The sequence below is a fragment of the Actinomadura sp. J1-007 genome (assembly GCF_009793335.1).
Taxonomy (GTDB): Bacteria; Actinomycetota; Actinomycetes; order Streptosporangiales; family Streptosporangiaceae; genus Spirillospora; species Spirillospora yumaensis.
Window position 1 is genome coordinate 1,302,287 of record NZ_WING01000001.1, and the last position, 19,007, is coordinate 1,321,293.

At 73.4% G+C, this 19,007-nt stretch carries 16 protein-coding genes and 1 pseudogene; 9 read left to right on the forward strand and 8 right to left on the reverse strand.

All coding sequences use genetic code 11. The annotated features are described in order from the left end of the window. Window position 1 precedes the first annotated feature (1 nt). The 3 genes from GEV43_RS05875 to GEV43_RS05885 all read right to left on the reverse strand — a co-directional run bounded on the left by GEV43_RS05875 (window position 2) and on the right by GEV43_RS05885 (window position 3,974). A complete protein-coding gene (locus tag GEV43_RS05875; RefSeq protein WP_160819804.1) occupies window positions 2-460 on the reverse strand; it encodes a roadblock/LC7 domain-containing protein in 459 nt (152 codons plus the stop codon). Between the two features lie 88 nt (window positions 461-548). Continuing rightward, on the reverse strand, window positions 549-3,212 hold the full coding sequence (locus tag GEV43_RS05880; protein WP_206681074.1) for a nitrate- and nitrite sensing domain-containing protein: 2,664 nt from the start codon (window positions 3,210-3,212) through the stop codon (window positions 549-551). A gap of 267 nt (window positions 3,213-3,479) precedes the next feature. Then, on the reverse strand, window positions 3,480-3,974 hold the full coding sequence (locus tag GEV43_RS05885) for a roadblock/LC7 domain-containing protein (protein WP_160819805.1): 495 nt from the start codon (window positions 3,972-3,974) through the stop codon (window positions 3,480-3,482). A 250-nt stretch (window positions 3,975-4,224) separates the two neighbouring features. On the opposite strand from GEV43_RS05885, the gene GEV43_RS05890 reads away from it, so the two are divergent. After that, a complete protein-coding gene (locus GEV43_RS05890; RefSeq protein ID WP_160819806.1) occupies window positions 4,225-5,073 on the forward strand; it encodes a sirohydrochlorin chelatase in 849 nt (282 codons plus the stop codon). A 113-nt stretch (window positions 5,074-5,186) separates the two neighbouring features. Here the strand turns inward: GEV43_RS05890 and GEV43_RS05895 are convergent, their stop codons facing one another. After that, window positions 5,187-6,014 carry an enoyl-CoA hydratase/isomerase family protein gene (locus GEV43_RS05895; protein WP_160819807.1) on the reverse strand — a complete coding sequence of 276 codons (828 nt, stop codon included), beginning with the start codon at window positions 6,012-6,014 and terminating at the stop codon, window positions 5,187-5,189. A gap of 3 nt (window positions 6,015-6,017) precedes the next feature. After that, on the reverse strand, window positions 6,018-6,920 hold the full coding sequence (locus GEV43_RS05900) for an SDR family oxidoreductase (RefSeq protein WP_160819808.1): 903 nt from the start codon (window positions 6,918-6,920) through the stop codon (window positions 6,018-6,020). A gap of 311 nt (window positions 6,921-7,231) precedes the next feature. On the opposite strand from GEV43_RS05900, the gene GEV43_RS05905 reads away from it, so the two are divergent. Beyond that, window positions 7,232-8,344 carry a dihydrodipicolinate reductase gene (locus GEV43_RS05905; protein WP_160819809.1) on the forward strand — a complete coding sequence of 371 codons (1,113 nt, stop codon included), beginning with the start codon at window positions 7,232-7,234 and terminating at the stop codon, window positions 8,342-8,344. 39 nt (window positions 8,345-8,383) lie between these two features. Here the strand turns inward: GEV43_RS05905 and GEV43_RS05910 are convergent, their stop codons facing one another. Then, window positions 8,384-9,064, reverse strand: a complete 681-nt coding sequence (locus tag GEV43_RS05910; RefSeq protein ID WP_160819810.1) for a DedA family protein — start codon at window positions 9,062-9,064, stop codon at window positions 8,384-8,386. 205 nt (window positions 9,065-9,269) lie between these two features. Between GEV43_RS05910 and GEV43_RS05915 the strand changes: the two genes are divergently transcribed. From GEV43_RS05915 to GEV43_RS05945, 7 genes and pseudogenes are all read left to right on the forward strand, one after another. Then, entirely contained in the window at window positions 9,270-10,208 is a 939-nt protein-coding gene (locus GEV43_RS05915; protein ID WP_160819811.1) for a glutathione S-transferase family protein, read from the forward strand. A gap of 129 nt (window positions 10,209-10,337) precedes the next feature. Further along, a complete protein-coding gene (locus tag GEV43_RS05920; RefSeq protein ID WP_160819812.1) occupies window positions 10,338-11,009 on the forward strand; it encodes an AIM24 family protein in 672 nt (223 codons plus the stop codon). 195 nt (window positions 11,010-11,204) lie between these two features. Beyond that, window positions 11,205-14,938: pseudogene (locus GEV43_RS05925) on the forward strand (multifunctional oxoglutarate decarboxylase/oxoglutarate dehydrogenase thiamine pyrophosphate-binding subunit/dihydrolipoyllysine-residue succinyltransferase subunit). A gap of 85 nt (window positions 14,939-15,023) precedes the next feature. Beyond that, on the forward strand, window positions 15,024-15,206 hold the full coding sequence (locus GEV43_RS05930; protein ID WP_160819813.1) for a DUF6104 family protein: 183 nt from the start codon (window positions 15,024-15,026) through the stop codon (window positions 15,204-15,206). A 223-nt stretch (window positions 15,207-15,429) separates the two neighbouring features. Next, complete coding sequence (locus tag GEV43_RS05935) at window positions 15,430-15,618, forward strand: hypothetical protein (RefSeq protein ID WP_160819814.1); 189 nt, start codon at window positions 15,430-15,432, stop codon at window positions 15,616-15,618. Beyond that, window positions 15,597-16,292: a DUF4097 family beta strand repeat-containing protein gene (locus GEV43_RS05940; RefSeq protein WP_160819815.1), complete on the forward strand. Its 696-nt coding sequence runs from the start codon at window positions 15,597-15,599 to the stop codon at window positions 16,290-16,292. The genes GEV43_RS05935 and GEV43_RS05940 overlap by 22 nt, the downstream gene beginning before the upstream one ends. Before the next feature lies 1 nt (window position 16,293). Further along, window positions 16,294-17,016 carry a PadR family transcriptional regulator gene (locus GEV43_RS05945; protein WP_160819816.1) on the forward strand — a complete coding sequence of 241 codons (723 nt, stop codon included), beginning with the start codon at window positions 16,294-16,296 and terminating at the stop codon, window positions 17,014-17,016. An 86-nt stretch (window positions 17,017-17,102) separates the two neighbouring features. Here the strand turns inward: GEV43_RS05945 and GEV43_RS05950 are convergent, their stop codons facing one another. Then, the gene (locus GEV43_RS05950) at window positions 17,103-18,071 is read right to left on the reverse strand and encodes a zinc-binding dehydrogenase (RefSeq protein WP_160819817.1); all 969 of its coding nucleotides are present in this window, start codon (window positions 18,069-18,071) and stop codon (window positions 17,103-17,105) included. Between the two features lie 87 nt (window positions 18,072-18,158). Next, window positions 18,159-18,911 (reverse strand): amino acid ABC transporter ATP-binding protein, encoded by a 753-nt coding sequence (locus tag GEV43_RS05955; RefSeq protein WP_160824337.1) that lies wholly within the window; start codon window positions 18,909-18,911, stop codon window positions 18,159-18,161. Window positions 18,912-19,007 lie beyond the last annotated feature (96 nt).

A 19,007-nucleotide genomic window follows, 5' to 3' on the forward strand; every position in this document is an offset into this window, starting at 1 on the left:
CCTACGCGCCGCCCGGCTCGGCCTGCCCGGCGAGCGGGACGGCCCGGGGGTTGGCCGACAGGTGCTGGCCGACGCGGGTCACCAGCATCGCCATCTCGTACGCGATGATCCCGAGGTCGGCGTCGGAGTCGGCGAGGACCGCCAGGCACGCGCCGCGCCCGGCCGCGGTGACGAACAGGAACGCCGACTCCATCTCCACGATCGTCTGCCGGACCGCGCCGCCGCCGAACGACTCGCCCGCGCCGCGCGCCAGGCTCTGGAAGCTGGCGGCGACCGCGGACAGGTGGTCGGAGTCCTCGCGGGCGAGCCCGCGCGACGCGGCGATCCGCAGGCCGTCGCTCGACAGCACCACCGCGTTCTGCACCTGGGCCACCCGCTGCACCAGGCTGTCGAGCAGCCAGTTCAGCTCGCCGCCCGCGGCGCCCGCGGCGTCCGGGCCTGGGTGCTGTGCCTCTGTCATGTGGTGTCGTCCTCCTGCTCACTCGGGGTCTGCCCTGCCTCGGCCGCCTCGTGGCGGCCCCGCTGCCAGCCGCGCTGCATGGCGGACATCATCGAACGCATCGCCTCGGGCGAGCGCTGCGCCTCCACGGCCTCCCCGTCGGGGACCTCGGCGTCCGGCAGGTCGCCGCTCTCCGTCCGCGCCCCGGGCGCCGCCTCCGGAGCCGGACGCGGCGCGCCGCCGTCCGGGGCCCAAGCCTCGGTGCGCGGGGCCTCGGGCCTGGGGCCTCGGGCCGCGGGGCGTCCGGGACCGGCGCGGCCAGGGGGGCGTCCGCGGGAACCTGCGGCGCCCGGCCCTCGGCGGCCAGGTGCGCGTCCACGCGTTCGCGGAGCTGGGGCGCCAGGTGCGTCTGCCGCCTGCGCTTGGGCAGCCCGCCCTCCGCGAGCGGCGCCTGCGCCTCCGGCTCGGCGCGCTGAGGCTCGACGCGTTCAGGCGCGGCACGCTTCGGCTCGGCGCGCTCGGTGTGCTCGGTGTGCTCGGGCTCCGGGCGGGCGTGCTGCGGGGCGGGGCGCGGGCGTTCGGGCTCGGGCGCGCGGCGCGGCTCGGGGACCGGTTCGGGCGACCGCTCGGCCTCCGCGACCAGCCGGACGATCCCGGCGGTCTGCGGCGGCGTGCCCGCCGACGCGCGCGCCGGCTCCAGCGCCGTCGCCGGCTTCGGGAGGGTGCGCATGGGCCCGGTGGAGCGGCGGCCCCCCGTGTCGGGGTCGGGCGCCTCGACGATGAGGGTGGACGGGATGAGGGCGATCGCCGTCGTCCCGCCGTACGCCGAGTGCCGCAGGGTGACCTTGACGTCGTGGCGGCGCGCGAGCCGCGCGACGACGAACAGGCCGAGCTGCGCGCTGTCGGACGGGTCGAACTCCGGCGGGTCCGACAGCCGCGCGTTCGCCGAGCGCAGCGCCTCGTCGGTCATGCCGAGCCCGCGGTCCTCGACCTCGATCGCGAAGCCGTTCGGGACGGGGTGGCCGCTGACCCGCACCGGCGACTGCGGCGGCGAGAACGTGGTGGCGTTCTCCACGATCTCGGCGAGCAGGTGGATCACGTCGGCGACGGCCGAGCCGAGCAGCGCGATCCGCGGCAGCGGCTGGACCCGTACGCGCGGGTAGTCCTCGACCTCGGCGACCGCGCCGCGCACCACGTCCACCAGCGGGACGGGCCGGCGCCAGCCGCGGCCCGCGGTCTTGCCCGCGAGGATGACCAGGCCCTCGGCGTGCCGCCGCATCCGGGTGGCGAGGTGGTCGAGGCGGAACAGGTCCGACAGCTCGGCCGGGTCCTCGGTGCGGCGCTCCATCGTGTCGAGCAGGCTGAGCTGGCGGTGCAGCAGCGCCTGGTTGCGGCGGGCGAGGTTGACGAACACCTCGCTGATGCCGCGCCGCGCGGCGACCTCGCCCGCCGCGGCGACCAGCACCGCCTCGCGGGCCCGGTCGAACGACTCGGCGATCTGCCGGATCTCCTCCAGCCGGTAGTCGTAGCGCGGCAGGTCGCTCAGGTCGGCGCCCGCGGGCTGCCCGGCGCGGACCTGCTCGGCGAGCAGCGGCAGCCGCTGCCGGGTGAAGTCGACGACGCCCGCGGCGAGCGTGCGGCACTCGCGCAGCAGCCGCCGCGAGACGCGGAACGCGATGTAGGCCGACAGGACGACCGCGATCAGGCCGAGGCCGCCCGCGATGCCGAGCCGGACGAACACCCCGACCGCGATGCCCTCGGCGTCGTCGGTGACGCGGTCGAGGACGCGGTTCTCGAACTGGTAGAGCCGGTTGCTGGCCGTGTCGGCGATCGTCCGCCAGACGGGCGCCTCCGGCACGGTGCCGTTCGCGCGGACGGTGCGCGGCGCGGCGCCCCGCTCGCCCTGGCCCTCGGGCTGCGCGGGGGTGCGGGCGGTGTGGCCGCCGGTTCCGGTGGCCTGGCCGTCGCGCGGGGTCCGGGCGGGGTGCTCGGCGCCGCGGATGACCTGGTCTTCGAGGGAGCGGAGCTGGACGAACTCCGGCGAGGAGGTCAGCTGCTCGTACCGCGCGCGCTCGGCGCCGGGCAGCGTCGGGATCGTGTCGGCGTACAGGGTCCGCTGCGCGCCGGCGAGCTGCGCGAACTGGCCGCGCTCGGCGGCGCTGAGGCGGCCGGCGGCGAGCGCGCCGGTCAGCAGGGCGTCCTCGCGGGCCAGGTACTCGCGGGCGCGGCCGACGGAGGTCAGCGTGCGGGCGTCGATCGCGACGGTGCCGTTGCCGGGCACCGTGGCGTAGTAGACGGCGAAGCAGGAGTCGATGAGCGCGGAGTACTGCTCCAGCACGCGCGGGCGGTCGGCATGGTCGTCCACGCCCCGGCGGACCGCCTCCAGCGTGCCGAGCCGCGCCACCTGCGCGTCGATCTTCTCGACGACCTCGGGGGTGACCGCGTCGCGCAGGCCGCCGTCCCCGCTGTGGCGGCGGACGGCGTCCGCGGCGTCGTCGGTGGACTCGCGCTGCGCCCGCAGGGCCCCGCGGTCGGCGGTGCGGGGCGCGCCGATCTGGGCCAGCGACAGCCGCCGCTCCTTCTGGAGCGCGTCGATCAGCCGCTGCGTGGGCAGCACCGACTTGTCCTGGTACTCCTTGCTCGACAGCAGCTGCGCGGCGTCCCCGTAGGTGACGCTCGTGGCGAAGATCCACAGCCCGGCCAGCGCGAGCAGCGGCACGAGGACCAGCAGCGTGATCCTCGCCCGGATGGAGGAGAGCCGGCGCGCGATCACGGCGCCCCGGTCCCGTCCGCGGCCCTGCTCACGGCCGCGCCCGCGGGAGCGGCGGCGCGGGCGCCGGCGTCCGGGCCCGGGATCCGGTCCGGGGCGGCGTCCTCGGGCAGGCTCGCGAGAGCGTCCTCTGGCAGTCGGGGGGACGACATGCGGGGAAACCTCCCGAGGCGGGGTGTACGGGGGTCTGGCGGAGCCTACTACGTCGGGCTCGCCGGGGGTTTCGGCGGTCCGAATCCTGTTCGGATCTGGTCCGCGCGCACGGCGGGGTCACCCGCGCGGATCGAAGCCCATTCCACTGCCCATGCCGCCGCCCGTCCCGCCCGGCCCCATGCCGCCGGGGGCGGCGCCGCCCGCGTGCGCGCCCGCGCCGACCCGCGGCGCGGCCTGCATGTGGCGGCCGACGCGCTTGATGAGCACGGCCATCTCGTACGCGATGAGCCCGGCGTCGGACTCGGCGGACGCCAGCACCGCGAGGCACGTGCCGTCGCCCGCCGCCGTCACGAACAGCAGCAGCGCGTCCATCTCGATGATGGTCTGGCGGACGTTGCCGCCCGCGAAGTGGCGGCCCGCGCCGCGCGCGAGGCTCTGCACCCCGGCCGCGAGCGCGGACAGATGCTCGGCGTCCTCGCGGCCGAGCTCGCGCGAGGCCGCGACGGCGAGGCCGTCGCGGGAGAGGATCACCGCCTGGCGCACCGTCGGCACGCGCTCGGCGAAGTCGTTGAGGAGCCAGTTCATCTCGCCGGCCCCGTTGGTCTGCGTCATCGGGTTCACCTCGGGTCCCTGACGGGAGCGCCCGGCCTGGAACGGACCAGGGCGCCGGGCTCCCCGTCGCTGGGGGCGTTGCGGGGGCGTCCCCCGGACGGACGGTCGTCGCAAGATCATAGGGGCGCGGGCGCCGTCCGTCCCAACTTCCGACCTTTTCACGCCAGTTCACCCCAAATTGCACCCATCGCCCGGCGTTGCGGGGCCGGGGAATCTCCGTCCCGGCACCGACAGCGTTACGATTCCCGCCGTGAGTCCCGAAAGCCAGGCATCCGAGGCACTTCCGTCGCGGCGCCGCCGTACGCCCCGCGGCGGCCGACATCGCGGCGACGAATCGTTCCTGCTGCCCCCCGGCTCCCCCGCCCTGGTGCTCGCCGTACCCGGCCCCGCGCGCCGGCCCCCCGGCGCCGAGATCGCCGCCGAGCTGGCCCGGTACGTCGAGATCGAGCACACCGGACAGCCCGTGCACGTCGGGCATCTGGAGGGCGACGAGGCGCACCTCGGCGCGGTGCTGTCCGGGCTGCGGCAGCAGCGCCAGGACGAGCCGGCGGCGGTGGTGGTACCGCTGATCACCGGCCCCGACCCCGCGCCGGAGGCGGCGCTGCGCGAGATCGTGGCGGGCTCCCCCGCCCCCGCGGTCGCGGCCGAGCCGCTCGGCCCGCACCCGCTCATCGCCGAGGCGCTGCACGACCGGCTCGCCGACGCGGGCCTCGCCCGCGCCGACCGGATCCGGATGATGACGATGGTGACCGCCGCCTCCGGCGTCATCGTCGCCACCCCGGGCGACGCAACGGCGGTCCGGCAGGCCGAGGTGACCAGCGTGCTGCTCGCGTCCCGGCTGGCCGCGCCGGTGTTCACGGCCCCGCTGGACGACGAGGCCGCGCTGAAGTCCGCCGCCGAGCAGCTGCGCGGCTCCGGCGCCGCCGCGCTCGCGGTGGCGCCCCACCTGATCGGGCCCGAGGCCGACGACGAGCGGATCGCCGCCGCCGCGGCCGTCGTCGGCGCGGGCCGTTCGGCCCCGCTCGGAGCCCACCCGGCCCTCGCGCGCCTCGCGGCCCTGCGCTACGTGGAGGCCCTGAGCAACGCGCTCGGCGGCTGACCCCGGCGAGGCCGGACGGCGCCGGAACAGCGCCGGAACGCGGCGCGCCGCCGTCATGACGGGCTCATGACGGCGGCGCGGCGCGGCCGGGCGCGCCCGCGGACGCCTCCGGCTCAGCGGTCCTTGAAGGACGGGCGGCGCTTCTGGAGCGTCGCGGTCATCCCCTCGACCAGGTCCTCGGTGAAGAAGCCCAGGGTCTGGACGCCCGTCTCCGCCGCGAGCTGCTGCCGCAGGCCCGGGGCGTCGACGGCCAGGTTGAGCAGCTCCTTGGTCCGCCGCAGGCCGAACGGGGCCTTGGCGAGCAGCCGGCCCGCGAGCGCCTGCGCGGCCTCCAGGTCCCGTCCCTCCTCGGCCAGCTCGGTGATCAGGCCGAGCTCGTCCGCCCGCCGCACGTCGAACCGTTCGGCCAGGTAGGCGATCTCGGCGGCCTTCGCGGGCCCGACGAGGCGCGGGAGCAGCCACGACAGCCCGCAGTCGCCCGCCGAGAACCCGAGATCGGTGAACGGCACGACGAAGCGGGTCGTCGGGTCGGCGACCCGCAGGTCGCACGCCAGCGCCCACGAGACGCCCATGCCCGCGACCGGCCCGTGCAGCGCCGCGACGACCGGCTGCGGGATCTCCCGCAGCCGCGCCGTCACCTCACCGCCCCGCGCGATGCCCGCGTAGATGCGCTGGACGCGCCCCTGCCCGCCGCCGGACCCGTCATCCCCGCCCGAACCGCTGCCCGAGCTGGGCCCGTCGCCCTGGAGGTCCATGCCGGAGCAGAATCCGCGGCCCTCGCCGGTGAGCACGACCACGCGGATGTCCGGGTCGCGCATCAGGCCGTTCAGGACGTCGATGAGCTCCTCGGTCAGCTCGCTCGTGACCGCGTTCAGCCGCTCGGGGCGGGACAGGGTGACGGTGAGCACCCCGTCCCGCCGGTCGAGCTTCAGACCGCCCACGGATCAGGACGTGAGCTGCTGGATGAGGGGCCCCATCTGCTCGCCCACGTTCTTGAAGACGGTCAGCGGGTCCTGGGCGTTGATCGCGGCCCAGTTGTCGCGGACGTCCTCGACGGACAGGGTCCGCTTCTGGCCCCAGCCCGGCCCCTCGGCCACGAAGATCTTCGCGATCCGGCCGCCGCCGACGGTGTAGACCTCGCCGGAGTCCTCGTTGCTGTCGTGCGCGAGGAACGCCACCAGCGGCGTGACCTGCTCGACGCCCAGCTTGTCGGCGAAGTCGGCGGGCAGCAGGTCCTCGGTCATCCGGGTCCAGGCGACCGGGGCGATGGCGTTGGCCTTGATGTTGTACTTGGCGCCCTCGTGGGCCAGGGTCTTGGTGAACCCGACCAGGCCCATCTTGGCCGTCGCGTAATTGGCCTGGCCGAAGTTGCCGAACAGGCCCGCCGGCGACGAGGTGTTGACGATCCGGCCGTAGCCCTGCTCGCGCAGGTGCGCCCACGCGGCGCTCGCCACCAGGAACGACCCGCGCAGGTGCACGGCGATGACGGAGTCGAACTCCTCGGGCGACATGTTCTTGAACGACTTGTCGCGCAGGATGCCGGCGTTGTTGACGACGATGTCGACCTTGCCGTACGTGTCGAGCGCGGTCTTGACGATCGCCTGCGCGCCCTCGGGGGTGGCGACGTTGTCGGGGTTGGCGACGGCCTCGCCGCCGTTCTTGCTGATCTCCTCGACGACCTGCTGGGCCGGGCCGGCGTCGGCGCCGACACCGGCGCGGTCGCCGCCGAGGTCGTTGACGACGACCTTGGCGCCGCGCGCGGCGAGCTCCAGCGCGTGCTGGCGGCCGAGGCCGTGGCCCGCCCCGGTGACGACCGCGACCCGGCCGTCATAGCGCAGTTCCGACATCCCTGTCTCCTCACGTACGCACCGACTACGTCCCCTAGGAAACCATCCAGGGGTTACCCAGTGGTACCACTAAACCGAATCCCGCTCGGCCGCGCCCCCCTCGGACGTTCCCCGCGCACCCCCGGGCCGCCCGGCGCCGGTCCGCGGGCGGGCCGTCCCGGCCCGCCCGCCGCGCGGACCACGGGGATTTCCGGTCCGTCCCCCACGCCGACCTAGATCGTGAAAGTTGCGCCAAACACTGCATGAGACGGGATCTTCGGCGTAGTGTCCTCAATCGTCGCCGCCGCCGCGAGAGCACGGAGGACCGTCCCATGAAACCGGCCCCCGCGAGCCAGCCGGGCGACCCCCGACCGCACCGGGCCCGGCCGCGGCGCGACCGCCCGTACCGCGTCGTGCAGTGGGCCGCGGGCGCGGTCGGCCGCTGCGTGATCCGCGGCGTGCTGGAGCGCCCGGACCTGGAGCTGGCGGGCGTGCACGTGTTCGACCCCGCCAAGGTCGGCGTCGACGCGGGCGTCCTCGCCGGGCGGGACCCGGTGGGCGTGCCCGCCACCGGCGACCTGTCCGCCGTCGTCGACCTCGACGCCGACTGCGTCGTCTACGCGCCCGGCTCGCCCGGCGAGCCGTACGCCGACCTCGACACGATCTGCGCGCTGCTGGCGTCCGGCAAGAACCTCATCTCGGTGACCGGCCTCGTCTACCCGTACGCCCACGGCCCGCGCCTGGTCGCCGAGCTGGAGGACGCCTGCAAGCGCGGCGGCGTCTCGGTGCACGGCAGCGGCGTCAACCCGGGCTTCATGGCCGACCTCATGCCGCTGGTGCTGTCGCGGCTCGCCCGGCAGATCACCCACGTGTACGCCCGGGAGTGCTCCGACTTCGCGGGCCACCCGTCCTGGCGGATGGTCCACCACATGGTCGGGTTCGGGAAGACCGAGGAGGCGTACGCGCGCTCGCTGCGCCCGGCGCGCACCATGATGCGCGCGGGCTTCGGCGAGAGCCTGCACCTGGTCGCGGCCGGCCTCGGCCTCGACCTGGACGAGGTGGACGTGGACGTGGACTACAAGCTGGCCGGCGTCGACTTCACGATCTCGGCCGGGCGGATCCCGCGCGGGACGGTCGCGGCGGCCCGGTGGACGTTCAGCGGGCTGGTCGGCGGCCATCCGGTGATCACGGTCGAGGCGGTGCACAAGGCCGACGCCGCCCGCGTCCCGGACTGGGGCCGCCCCGGCTACGCCGTGCGCGTGCACGGCCGCCCGTCGATCACCCTGACGACCGGCGAGGACTGGGTGTCCAACGGCATCTCGGCCGCCGCCGCCCACGCCCTCAACGCGATCCCCGTGGTGTGCGAGGCCGGGCCCGGCATCCGGACGTTCCTGGACCTGCCGCTGGTCACCGGCCGCGCCCTCGCCCCGAACGCCGCGTCCTGACCGCCGGGCGGGCCCGGGGCAGGCCGGGGCCGGTACGGGTCAGGGGCGGGTCTGCTCCAGCGAGCGGTCCGCGCCCTCCGCGGCCTCCTCGGCCTCCACCTCGGCCTCCTCGGCGTTCTCGCGGCGGTGTTTGCGGACGCCCCAAACGATCAGCGCGGCGACGGCGAGCACGGCGATCCCGACCGCGAGGCCCCGGCCCGCGAGCTTGGCGGCGTGGTCGAACGCCTCGCCCGCGAAGTAGCCGCCGAGCGTGAACGTCAGGACCCAGGTGACGCCGCCGATCACGTTGAACACCAGGAACTTCGGATAGGGCAGCTTGGACGAGCCGACCAGCGCGGGCATCAGCGCCCGCAGCAGCGCGGTGAACCGGCCGATGAACACCGCGACCGCGCCGCGCCTGCGGATCAGGTCCTGCGCCTTGACGACCTTGGCCCGGTGCTTCCTCATCGCGCGGGTGTCGAGCAGCCGCGTCCCGTACTTGCGGCCGATCTCGTAGCCGACCGAGTCGCCGGCCACCGCCGCGACGATCGACAGGACCAGCAGCAGCGGCAGCGACAGCTTGTCCTGGCTGGCGAGGACGCCGCCGACGACGATCGCCGTCTCGCCGGGGAACAGGAAGCCGAAGAACAGCGCCGCCTCGGCGAAGACCAGGGCGGCGATCAGCAGGTAGATCAGCGCGGGCGGGAGGCCGTCCACCAGCGCGTTGAAGTTCTCCAGCATGGGCTTTCGGCCACCTCGTCCGGTGCGGTGCGTGTGCGGGTCTCGCGCCAGGTTCCTCGCGCGGCGCCGACAGTTATCGTAGCCACGGGGGCCCCTCCCCGAATCCCTCTCAAGGACGATCGGGACGGGGCCCCGGGTTCTGGGGCGTTCCGCCCTCAGGACGACGCCGCCGTTCGCGCGGGACGACCGGAGGAGGAGTGCGGGCATGACCGCACAGGAGATCGAGAGCGGCCGGTTCGTCCGGCAGGCCAACCGGTTCACCGACACCATCACCGCCGACGGGTCCAGCGGGCATCCCGCCGAGGCGGGCCGCTACCGCCTGTTCGTCTCGTACGCCTGCCCCTGGGCGCACCGGTCGCTGATCGTCCGCAGGCTGCTCGGCCTGGAGGACGCGATCGGCGTCGGCGTCGTCGACCCGATCCGGGACGAGCGGGGCTGGCGGTTCCCCGAGCCCGACCCCGTGACCGGCGCCGGGTTCCTGTCCGAGCTGTACCTGTCGACCGACCCGGACTACCAGGGCCGCTACACCGTCCCCTGCGTGTGGGACACCGCGGCCGGGCGGATGGTGACCAACGACTTCCCCGCGATCACCACGACGATGGAGACGCAGTTCACGGCCTGGCACCGCCCCGGCGCGCCCGACCTCTACCCCGAGCCGCTGCGCCCGGAGATCGACGAGCTGAACGAGCTCGTCTACACGACCGTCAACAACGGCGTCTACAGGGCGGGATTCGCGACCGCCCAGGAGCCCTACGAGAAGGCGTTCGACGCGCTGTTCGCCACGTTCGACCGGCTGGAGGAACGGTTGTCCGACCGCCGTTATCTGCTCGGCGACGCCATCACCGAGGCCGACGTCCGCCTCTACCCGACGCTCGCCCGGTTCGACGCCGTCTACCACTCGCATTTCAAGTGCAATCTGCGGCGGCTGGTCGACTATCCCAACCTGTGGGCGTACGCGCGGGACCTCTATTCCGTCCCCGCGTTCGGCGAGACGACCGACTTCGACCAGATCAAGCGGCACTACTACGTGACCCAGCGGAACGTGAACCCGTCCGGCGTCGTGCCGAAGGGCCCGCTGATCGACTGGACGGCCCCGCACGGCCGCGAGCGCCTCGCCGGCCGGGGGGCGCCGGACGGTCGATGATCTTGGCGGCCGGGCCCGGCGCGGGCCGGAGGTTCGGGTCCTGTCGCGGGCGGCCGTTATGCTGACGGGCTCACCGGGCCACTAGCACGTCCGGGAACCAGCGACAGGACACGAAAGGTCCCCCCTACCATGCGCAGTTCGTTCTTCGGAAACATGGACCAGGGCCAGCAGCTCCCTGGCCACTTCGCGCTCCAGAACTCCAAGATGCTCCGGATCCACCTCAACGGGGACGTGCTCGCGCGCCAGGGGTCCATGGTCGCCTTCCAGGGCCAGATGGACTTCGACTACGAGGGCGCCGGCGGCATCGGCAAGTTCATCAAGAAGGCCGTGACCGGCGAGGGCGTGCCGACGATGCGTGTCAAGGGCCAGGGCCTGCTGTTCGTCGCCAACGACGCCGACGACATCCACCTGTTCTACCTGGAGAACGAGGGCATCACCGTCAACGGCGCCAACATCCTCGCCTACGACGCGCACCTCCAGTCCGACATCCAGCGCGTCCAGGGCGCCGGGATCGCGGCGGGCGGCCTGTTCAACACCACCCTCCAGGGCACCGGCTGGGTGGCGCTGACGACGCACGGCACCCCGGTCATGCTCGACGCGAGCCGCGCCCCGACGTTCGCCGACGGCCAGTCCGCGGTGGCGTGGAGCACCAGCCTCCAGGTCGGGGTCAACCGGACGTTCAAGGCGGGAGCGCTCATCGGGCGCGGCAGCGGGGAGGCCATGCAGCTCGCCTACCAGGGCCAGGGCTTCGTGCTCGTCCAGGCCAGCGAGGGCCCCACGGTGCCCCCGCACACGCACTGATCGGACCCTGGTCCGATCCCGTCTCGCCGCTGTCCGAAGCCGCCGGATCGCCCGGAAGTATTGGGCGGTATCGACCGTTTCACGGGGGTCGCGGGCGGAGGTCGCCCCGCACTTGCATGGTCGAGGTCGAAAGGCGAGTAGCCTTGACTCGTCTCAGAACTCACCTGCGAGCTGCGGAAGAGGGCGATCTCCGCCGTGTCGACAGAGTCGTCGCAAACTAGTGCCGACCCAAAGAACACAGATTTCGGTGCCAACGAGTGGCTGGTCGACGAGCTGTACCAGAAGTACCTCGAAGACCCCAACTCGGTTGACGAAGCCTGGTGGAACTTCTTCGCGGACTACCAGCCGGACTCCCGGCCGACGTCCGTGACCCCCGCCTCCCCCGAGGCGCCCCGGGTCCCCCAGGCCACCGACGGAACGGCCCCGAAGGCCGCGAACGGCACGGCGGCTCCGCCGACACCGAAGCCCCCGGCCACCGCCCCCCGGCCGACCGCGCCCCCGCGGGCGCGAAGCCCGAGGCCAAGCCCGCCGCACGGCCGGCGCCCCCGCCGGTCCCCGCGGGCGCGGAGGAGATCCGGCTGCGCGGCGTCGCCGCCCGGACCGCCGCCAACATGGAGTCCAGCCTCGGGGTGCCGACCGCGACGAGCGTGCGCGCCGTCCCGGCCAAGCTGCTGATCGACAACCGCATCGTGATCAACAACCATCTGAAGCGCGGTCGCGGCGGCAAGGTCTCCTTCACCCACCTCATCGGCTACGCGATCGTCAAGGCGCTCGCCGCGATGCCCGAGATGAACGCCGCGTTCACCGAGGTCGACGGCAAGCCGGTGCTGATCAGGCCCGAGCACGTCAACTTCGGCCTGGCCATCGACCTGCAGAAGCCCGACGGCCAGCGGCAGCTCGTCGTGCCGAGCATCAAGGCCGCCGAGACCCTCGACTTCCGCCAGTTCTGGGCGGCCTACGAGGAGATCGTCCGCAAGGCGCGCGGCAACAAGCTGACCCTCGACGACTTCCAGGGCACCACGATCAGCCTGACCAACCCCGGCACGATCGGCACCGTGCACTCGGTGCCGCGGCTGATGCCGGGCCAGGGCACGATCATCGGCGTCGGCGCGATGGAGTACCCCGCCGAGTTCGCGGGCGCGTCCTCCGAGACCCTGTCGCGGATGGGGATCAGCAAGGTCATGACGCTGACCTCCACCTACGACCACCGGATCATCCAGGGCGCGCAGTCCGGCGACTTCCTGCGCCGGATCCACGAGCTGCTCCTCGGCGAGGAGGGCTTCTACGACGACATCTTCGAGGCCCTGCGGATCCCGTACGAGCCCGTCCGGTGGGTCAAGGACATCTCCACCGGGCACGACGAGGACGTCGCCAAGGTCGCCCGCGTCCACGAGCTGATCCACGCCTACCGGGTCCGCGGCCACCTGATGGCCGACACCGACCCGCTGGAGTACAAGCAGCGCCGCCACCCCGACCTCGACATCCTCCAGCACGGCCTCACCCTGTGGGACCTGGAGCGCGAGTTCGCGACCGGCGGGTTCGGCGGCAAGCCGACCATGAAGCTGCGCGACATCCTCGGCGTGCTGCGCATGGCCTACTGCCGCACGGTCGGCATCGAGTACATGCACATCCAGGACCCCGAGGAGCGCGCCTGGATCCAGGAGCGCGTCGAGGTCCCGCACGACAAGCCGTCGCGCGAGGAGCAGCTCCACGTGCTGCGCCGCCTCAACAGCGCCGAGGCGTTCGAGACGTTCCTCCAGACCAAGTTCGTCGGGCAGAAGCGGTTCTCGCTGGAGGGCGGCGAGTCGGTCATCCCGCTGCTCGACTCGGTGATCTCCGCCGCCGCCAAGGCGCACCTCGACGAGGTCGTCGTCGGCATGGCGCACCGCGGCCGGCTGAACGTGCTGGCCAACATCATCGGCAAGTCCTACGGGCAGATCTTCGGCGAGTTCGAGGGCAACCTCGACCCGCGCAGCGCCCAGGGCTCCGGCGACGTCAAGTACCACCTCGGGGCCGAGGGCGACTTCGTCGCCAGCGACGGCTCCAAGATCCACACCGAGCTGGTCGCCAACCCGTCCCACCTGGAGACGGTCGACCCGGTGCTGGAGGGCGTCGTCCGCGCCAAGCAGGACATCCTGGACGTCGGCGAGGCCGGCTTCAGCGTGCTGCCCGTCCTGGTGCACGGCGACGCCGCGTTCGCCGGGCAGGGCGTGGTCGCCGAGACCCTCAACCTGTCGCAGCTGCGCGGCTACCGCACCGGCGGCACCGTGCACGTGGTCATCAACAACCAGGTCGGGTTCACCACCGCGCCCGAGTACTCGCGCTCCAGCGTCTACTCCACCGACGTGGCCCGGATGATCCAGGCGCCGATCTTCCACGTGAACGGCGACGACCCCGAGGCGTGCGCCCGGGTCGCGCGGCTCGCGTTCGAGTACCGGCAGACGTTCAAGAAGGACGTCGTCATCGACATGGTCTGCTACCGGCGGCGGGGCCACAACGAGTCGGACAACCCCTCGTTCACCCAGCCGCTCATGTACGACCTGATCGACGCCAAGCGCTCGGTCCGCAAGCTCTACACCGAGGCGCTGATCGGCCGCGGCGACATCACCGTCGAGGAGGCCGAGGCCGCGCTCCGCGACTACCAGGAGCAGCTCGAACGGGCGTTCACCGAGACCCGCGAGGCGGTCAAGAAGCCGCTGGAGCCGGGCTCGGTCGTCAAGCCCGACGTCGAGGAGCGCATCCCGATCGACCACGGCTCGGCGGGCACGGCGATCTCCGCCGAGACCGTCAAGCGGATCATCGACTCGCAGGTCAGCCTGCCCGAGGGCTTCAGCGTCCACCCGCGGCTCCAGCCGATCCTCCAGCGCCGCGCGCAGATGGTCGAGGACGACGCGCTCGACTGGGCGACCGGCGAGCTGCTGGCGCTCGGCTCGCTGCTGATCGACGGGCACCCGGTCCGGCTGGTCGGCCAGGACACCCGGCGCGGCACGTTCGGGCAGCGGCACTCGGTGCTGGTCGACCGCAGGACCGGCGAGGAGTACACGCCGCTCAAGCAGTTCAGCCAGGGCGTGTCGAAGTTCTACGTGCACGACTCGCTGCTCAGCGAGTACGCGGCGATGGGCTTCGAGTACGGCTACTCGATGACCCGCCCGGACGCGCTGGTCGCATGGGAGGCCCAGTTCGGCGACTTCGCCAACGGCGCCCAGTCGATCATGGACGAGTACATCTCGTCCGGCGAGCAGAAGTGGGGCCAGCACTCCAGCGTCGTCCTGCTGCTGCCGCACGGCTACGAGGGCCAGGGCCCCGACCACTCCTCCGCGCGGATCGAGCGCTACCTCCAGCTCTGCGCGCAGGACAACATGACGGTGGCCTACCCGACCACCCCGGCCAACTACTTCCACCTGCTGCGCTGGCAGGTGCTGTCGGGCCGGGGCAAGCCGCTGATCATCTTCACGCCGAAGTACCTGCTGCGGCTGAAGGCGGCGACGTCCACGGTCGAGCAGATCACGGGCGGCCAGTTCCAGCCGGTGATCCCGGAGCGCAGCGCCGACCTCGACCCGGCCGGGGTCCGCCGGGTGCTGCTCACCACCGGCAAGATCTACTACGACGTGGTCAACGCCCGCGACGCCGCCGGGGCGAACGACACCGCCGTGGTCCGGGTCGAGCGGCTCTACCCGCCGCCGGTCGACGAGATCAAGGCCGAGCTCGCCAAGTACCCCGAGGGCGCGGAGGTCGTCTGGGTGCAGGACGAGCCCGCCAACATGGGCGCGTGGCCGTTCATGGCGCTGAAGCTGCCGCACCACATCGAGGGCCTCACGATGACGCGGGTCTCGCGCCCGGCGTCGTCCTCGCCCGCGGTCGGGTCGGCCAAGCTGCACGCCGCCGAGCAGGACGCCCTGCTGTCGCGCCTGTTCGGCGACGGCGAGTAGGCACACCCACCTGACGAGGGCTCCGGCGCGGCGGCGCGCCGGAGCCTTCGCCGTCCCGCCCCTTCGTTCCGCTAGGAGATCGTTCGTGTACTTCACCGATCGGGGGATCGAGGAGCTCTCCGAACGGCGCGGACCCGAGGAGGTCAGCCTGGAGTGGCTGGCCTCGCGGCTGCGCGAGTTCGTGGACCTCAACCCCGAGTTCGAGACGCCCGTCGAGCGGCTCGCGACCTGGCTCGCCCGGCTGGACGACGACGCCGACGAGGACTGAGCCGTCCACCGGGCCCCGCGCCGGGACCGCCGGGTCATCGGGCCGCGGGGCCATCGAGCTGCGGCCGAAACGCGATACATCTTGACTTTCCGAGGACGCGACATATCGTGTTTACTGGAAGCGGCGCCCGCGCGGACCGGCGCGGGCCCCCGCGCCGCAGCGGGCCGCTTCCGGTGCCCCAGCACTCGCCTTCGCACGACGCCCGGACGAAAGGCAGGACGCGATGTCGCGTTGGACGATCGACGAACCGACCACGCTCGACTTCGACGGCGTGGTCGCCCTCAAGGCCACCCTGATCTCGGGAAGCGTGTCGGTGCTGGCCTCCGACTTCTCCGCGGGCGAGGCCCCGGGGGCGCGGGCGCCGAGCGGCCCTCGATCAAGATCACGGGGGTGGACGGGCCGCCGCTGGTGATCGGCCACGAGGCCGGGATGCTCACCATCACCCACGAGCGGCTGTGGGAGGGCGTGCTGAGCTGGCTGCGCACCCAGAAGTGCCACGCCGACATCACCGTGACCGTTCCCCGCGACTGCCCGGTCACCCTCAACCTGGTCTCCGCCGACGCCGTCGTCAGCGGGCTGACCGCCCGCGCCTCGATCAAGAGCGCGTCCGGCGACGTCACCCTCGACGGCCTGCTCGGCACCGTCGACGCCAACACCGTGTCCGGCGCGCTCGAAGCGCAGGGCCTCGACGGCGCCGTCACGTTCACCTCGGTCTCCGGCGACCTCACGCTCGCCGGCGGCTCCATCGACCGGCTCGCCGCCCGTACGGTCAGCGGCCGCGTCGCCGCCGACGTGGACCTCGCGGGCGAGAGCCGCGTCGAGGCCAACACCGTGTCCGGCGAGGTGGCGCTGCGCATCCCCGAGGACGCGGGCGCCGAGGTCTCGCTGAACTCGGCCACCGGGCGCATCGACACCTCGTTCCCCGAGCTCGGACGCCAGGACCGGGCCGTCGCGCGCAGCGTCAACGGCAAGCTCGGCGACGGCTCGGGCCGGCTGTCGGTCAACACGGTGTCCGGGAGCGTCACGCTCCTCGGCCGCCCCGTGGCCGACGCCCCCGAGATCACCACACCCCGAACGGAGAAGTGAGTTGAGCCCCGTCTTCGGCCACGGCCGCCTGCGGCTGTACCTGCTCAAGCTGCTGGAGGAGAGCCCGCGGCACGGCTACGAGGTGATCCGGCTGCTCCAGGACCGGTTCCTCGGGGTCTACTCCCCCTCCCCCGGAACGATCTACCCGCGGCTCGCCCGGCTGGAGTCGGAGGGCCTGGTCAGCCACGAGGTGGTCAAGGGCAAGAAGGTGTACTCGCTGACCGACAAGGGCCGCGCGGAGCTGGAGCACCGGATGGACGAGCTGGCCGAGCTGGAGGAGGAGATCACCGCCTCGGCCCAGGAGTTCGCCAAGGGCGTCCAGGAGGACGTCCGGCAGACGGTCCGCACGCTGCGCGAGGAGCTGTCCGAGGCCGCCCGTACGATGCGCGACCAGGGCCGGGCCACGTCCAAGGAGGCGTGGCGCGAGACCACCGACCGGCAGAAGGACGAGTGGAGGCGCCAGCGGGAGTACTGGCGCGAGCAGAAGCAGGCGTGGAAGGAGGAGTGGCGGCAGAACTGGGAGGACGCCTGGAAGACGGCGACCGGCACCAAGGACGACGTCGCGCGCCTCAAGCTGGAGCGCCTGCTGCGCGGGTTCGTCGAGGAGGTCCGCAAGAGCGCCAAGCACGCCCGCCTCGGCGAGCACGACCTCGAAGCCGTCCAGGACCTGCTGGACGACGCCCGAGAACGCCTCCGCGACGACATCTTCCGCCGCGACCGCTGACCCGTGGCCGGGCCGCCCCGGCCACGGGCCGCGTCCCGCCCCGCCCCGCTGCGGCGGCGGCGCGGGACGGCGCGCGGGACGGACGGTCAGGGCGTGAAGACGATCTTGCCGAAGAGGTCACCGTCGGCCATCGCGGCGAACCCGTCGCGGGCCCGCGCGAGCGGCAGCGTGCGGTCCACGCGCGGGCGGGCGCCGGTCTTCACCAGGAACCGCGCGAGCCGTTCGAGCTGCGCGCGGGTGCCCATCGTGGACCCGACGACCGAGAGCTGGAGGAAGAACACCCGGTTCAGCTCGGCGGGCGGCACCTGGCCGCTGGTCGCGCCGGACACCACGATCCGGCCGCCGGGCCGCAGCGACTTCAGCGAGTGCGACCAGGTCGCCTGGCCCACGGTCTCCATCACCGCGTCGACCCGTTCGGGCAGCCGCGCCCCGCTCTCGAACGCGGCGTCCGCGCCGAGGTCGACGGCGCGGGTGAGCTTGGCCTCGTCCCGGCTGGTCGCCCAGACCCGGTAGCCGGCCGCCGCGCCGAGCGTGATCAGCGCGGTCGCGACGCCGCCCCCCGCACCCTGCACGAGCACGGTCGAGCCCGGCTGGAGCCCGGCCTTGTCGAACAGCATCCGGTAGGCGGTGAGCCACGCCGTCGGCAGGCACGCGGCCTCCTCGAACGACAGCTCAGGCGGCTTCGGCACGAGGTTGCGGCGCGGCACCGCGACCTTCTCGGCGAACGTCCCGTCGTACTCCTCCGACAGCAGCGACCGCTTCGGGTCGAGGGTCTCGTCGCCGCCGCCGCGCTCCGGGTCGCCGACGACCGCGTGGACGATGACCTCGTTGCCGTCCTCGTCCACCCCGGCCGCGTCGCAGCCGAGGACCATCGGGAGCCGGTCGGCGGAGAGCCCGACGCCCTTGAGGGACCACAGGTCGTGATGGTTGAGGGAGGTCGCCCGGACCGTGACGGTCGTCCACCCGTCCGGCGCCTCGGGGTCGGGGCGCTCGCCGAGCGCGAGCCCGTCGAGGGGGTTGTCTGCGTCGAGTTTCGTGGCGGTGGCAGCGAACATGCGCCCCACCCTACGAGCCCGGCCCGCACCCGCCCGAGGGCGGTGCGGGCCGAGGGCGGTGCGGGCCGGAGCGCGCCGGGCCGCGCGTCAGAGCACCTTGGAGAGGAAGTCCCGGGTGCGGGGGTGGCGGGGGTTGGCGAGGACCTCCCGGGGGCGGCCCTCCTCAAGGACCCTCCCGCCGTCCATGAAGACGAGCGAGTCGCCGACCTCGCGGGCGAAGCCGATCTCGTGGGTGACGACGACCATCGTCATGCCGTCCAGGGCGAGCTGCTTCATGACCTCCAGCACGTCCCCGACCAGCTCGGGGTCCAGCGCGGACGTCGGCTCGTCGAACAGCATCAGCGCGGGCTCCATCGCGAGGGCCCGCGCGATCGCGACCCGCTGCTGCTGGCCGCCCGACAGCTGCGCCGGGTAGCCGTGCACCTTGTCGGCGAGGCCGACGCGGTCCAGCAGCTTGAGCGCCCGCTCGCGGACCTGCGCCTTCGGCTGCCGCTTCACGCCGCAGGGCGCCTCCATGACGTTCTCCAGCGCCGTCATGTGCGGGAAGAGGTTGAAGCGCTGGAACACCATGCCGATCTCGCGGCGCTGCGCCGACACCTCCCGGTCGCGCAGCTCGTAGAGGCGGCCACCCTTCTCCCGGTAGCCGACGAGGTGGCCGTTCACCCAGAGCCGCCCGGCGTCGATCTTCTCCAGGTGGTTGACGCACCGCAGGAACGTCGACTTGCCCGACCCGGACGGGCCGATCACGCACATGACCTCGCCGGGCCTGACGTTCAGGTCGATGCCCTTGAGCACCTCCAGGCGGCCGAAGCTCTTGTGCACCTGCTCGGCCTTGACCATCAGCTCGGACGCGTCGGGCGCCTGGCCCGCACCGCCGGCGGCGCCCTCCGGCGGCGCCGCGTCCTTGGCGGGGCCCGCGTCCTTCGCGGGTTCGGG

Bases quoted from the DNA above. Each gene is read 5' to 3' on its own strand.
- GEV43_RS05875 (WP_160819804.1), bottom strand. From the start codon at position 460: ATGACAGAGGCACAGCACCCAGGCCCGGACGCCGCGGGCGCCGCGGGC.
- GEV43_RS05885 (WP_160819805.1), bottom strand. From the start codon at position 3,974: ATGACGCAGACCAACGGGGCCGGCGAGATGAACTGGCTCCTCAACGAC.
- GEV43_RS05900 (WP_160819808.1), bottom strand. From the start codon at position 6,920: ATGTCGGAACTGCGCTATGACGGCCGGGTCGCGGTCGTCACCGGGGCG.
- GEV43_RS05905 (WP_160819809.1), top strand. From the start codon at position 7,232: ATGAAACCGGCCCCCGCGAGCCAGCCGGGCGACCCCCGACCGCACCGG.
- GEV43_RS05910 (WP_160819810.1), bottom strand. From the start codon at position 9,064: ATGCTGGAGAACTTCAACGCGCTGGTGGACGGCCTCCCGCCCGCGCTG.
- GEV43_RS05915 (WP_160819811.1), top strand. From the start codon at position 9,270: ATGACCGCACAGGAGATCGAGAGCGGCCGGTTCGTCCGGCAGGCCAAC.
- GEV43_RS05920 (WP_160819812.1), top strand. From the start codon at position 10,338: ATGCGCAGTTCGTTCTTCGGAAACATGGACCAGGGCCAGCAGCTCCCT.
- GEV43_RS05935 (WP_160819814.1), top strand. From the start codon at position 15,430: ATGTCGCGTTGGACGATCGACGAACCGACCACGCTCGACTTCGACGGC.
- GEV43_RS05950 (WP_160819817.1), bottom strand. From the start codon at position 18,071: ATGTTCGCTGCCACCGCCACGAAACTCGACGCAGACAACCCCCTCGAC.
- GEV43_RS05955 (WP_160824337.1), bottom strand. From the start codon at position 18,911: ATGGTCAAGGCCGAGCAGGTGCACAAGAGCTTCGGCCGCCTGGAGGTG.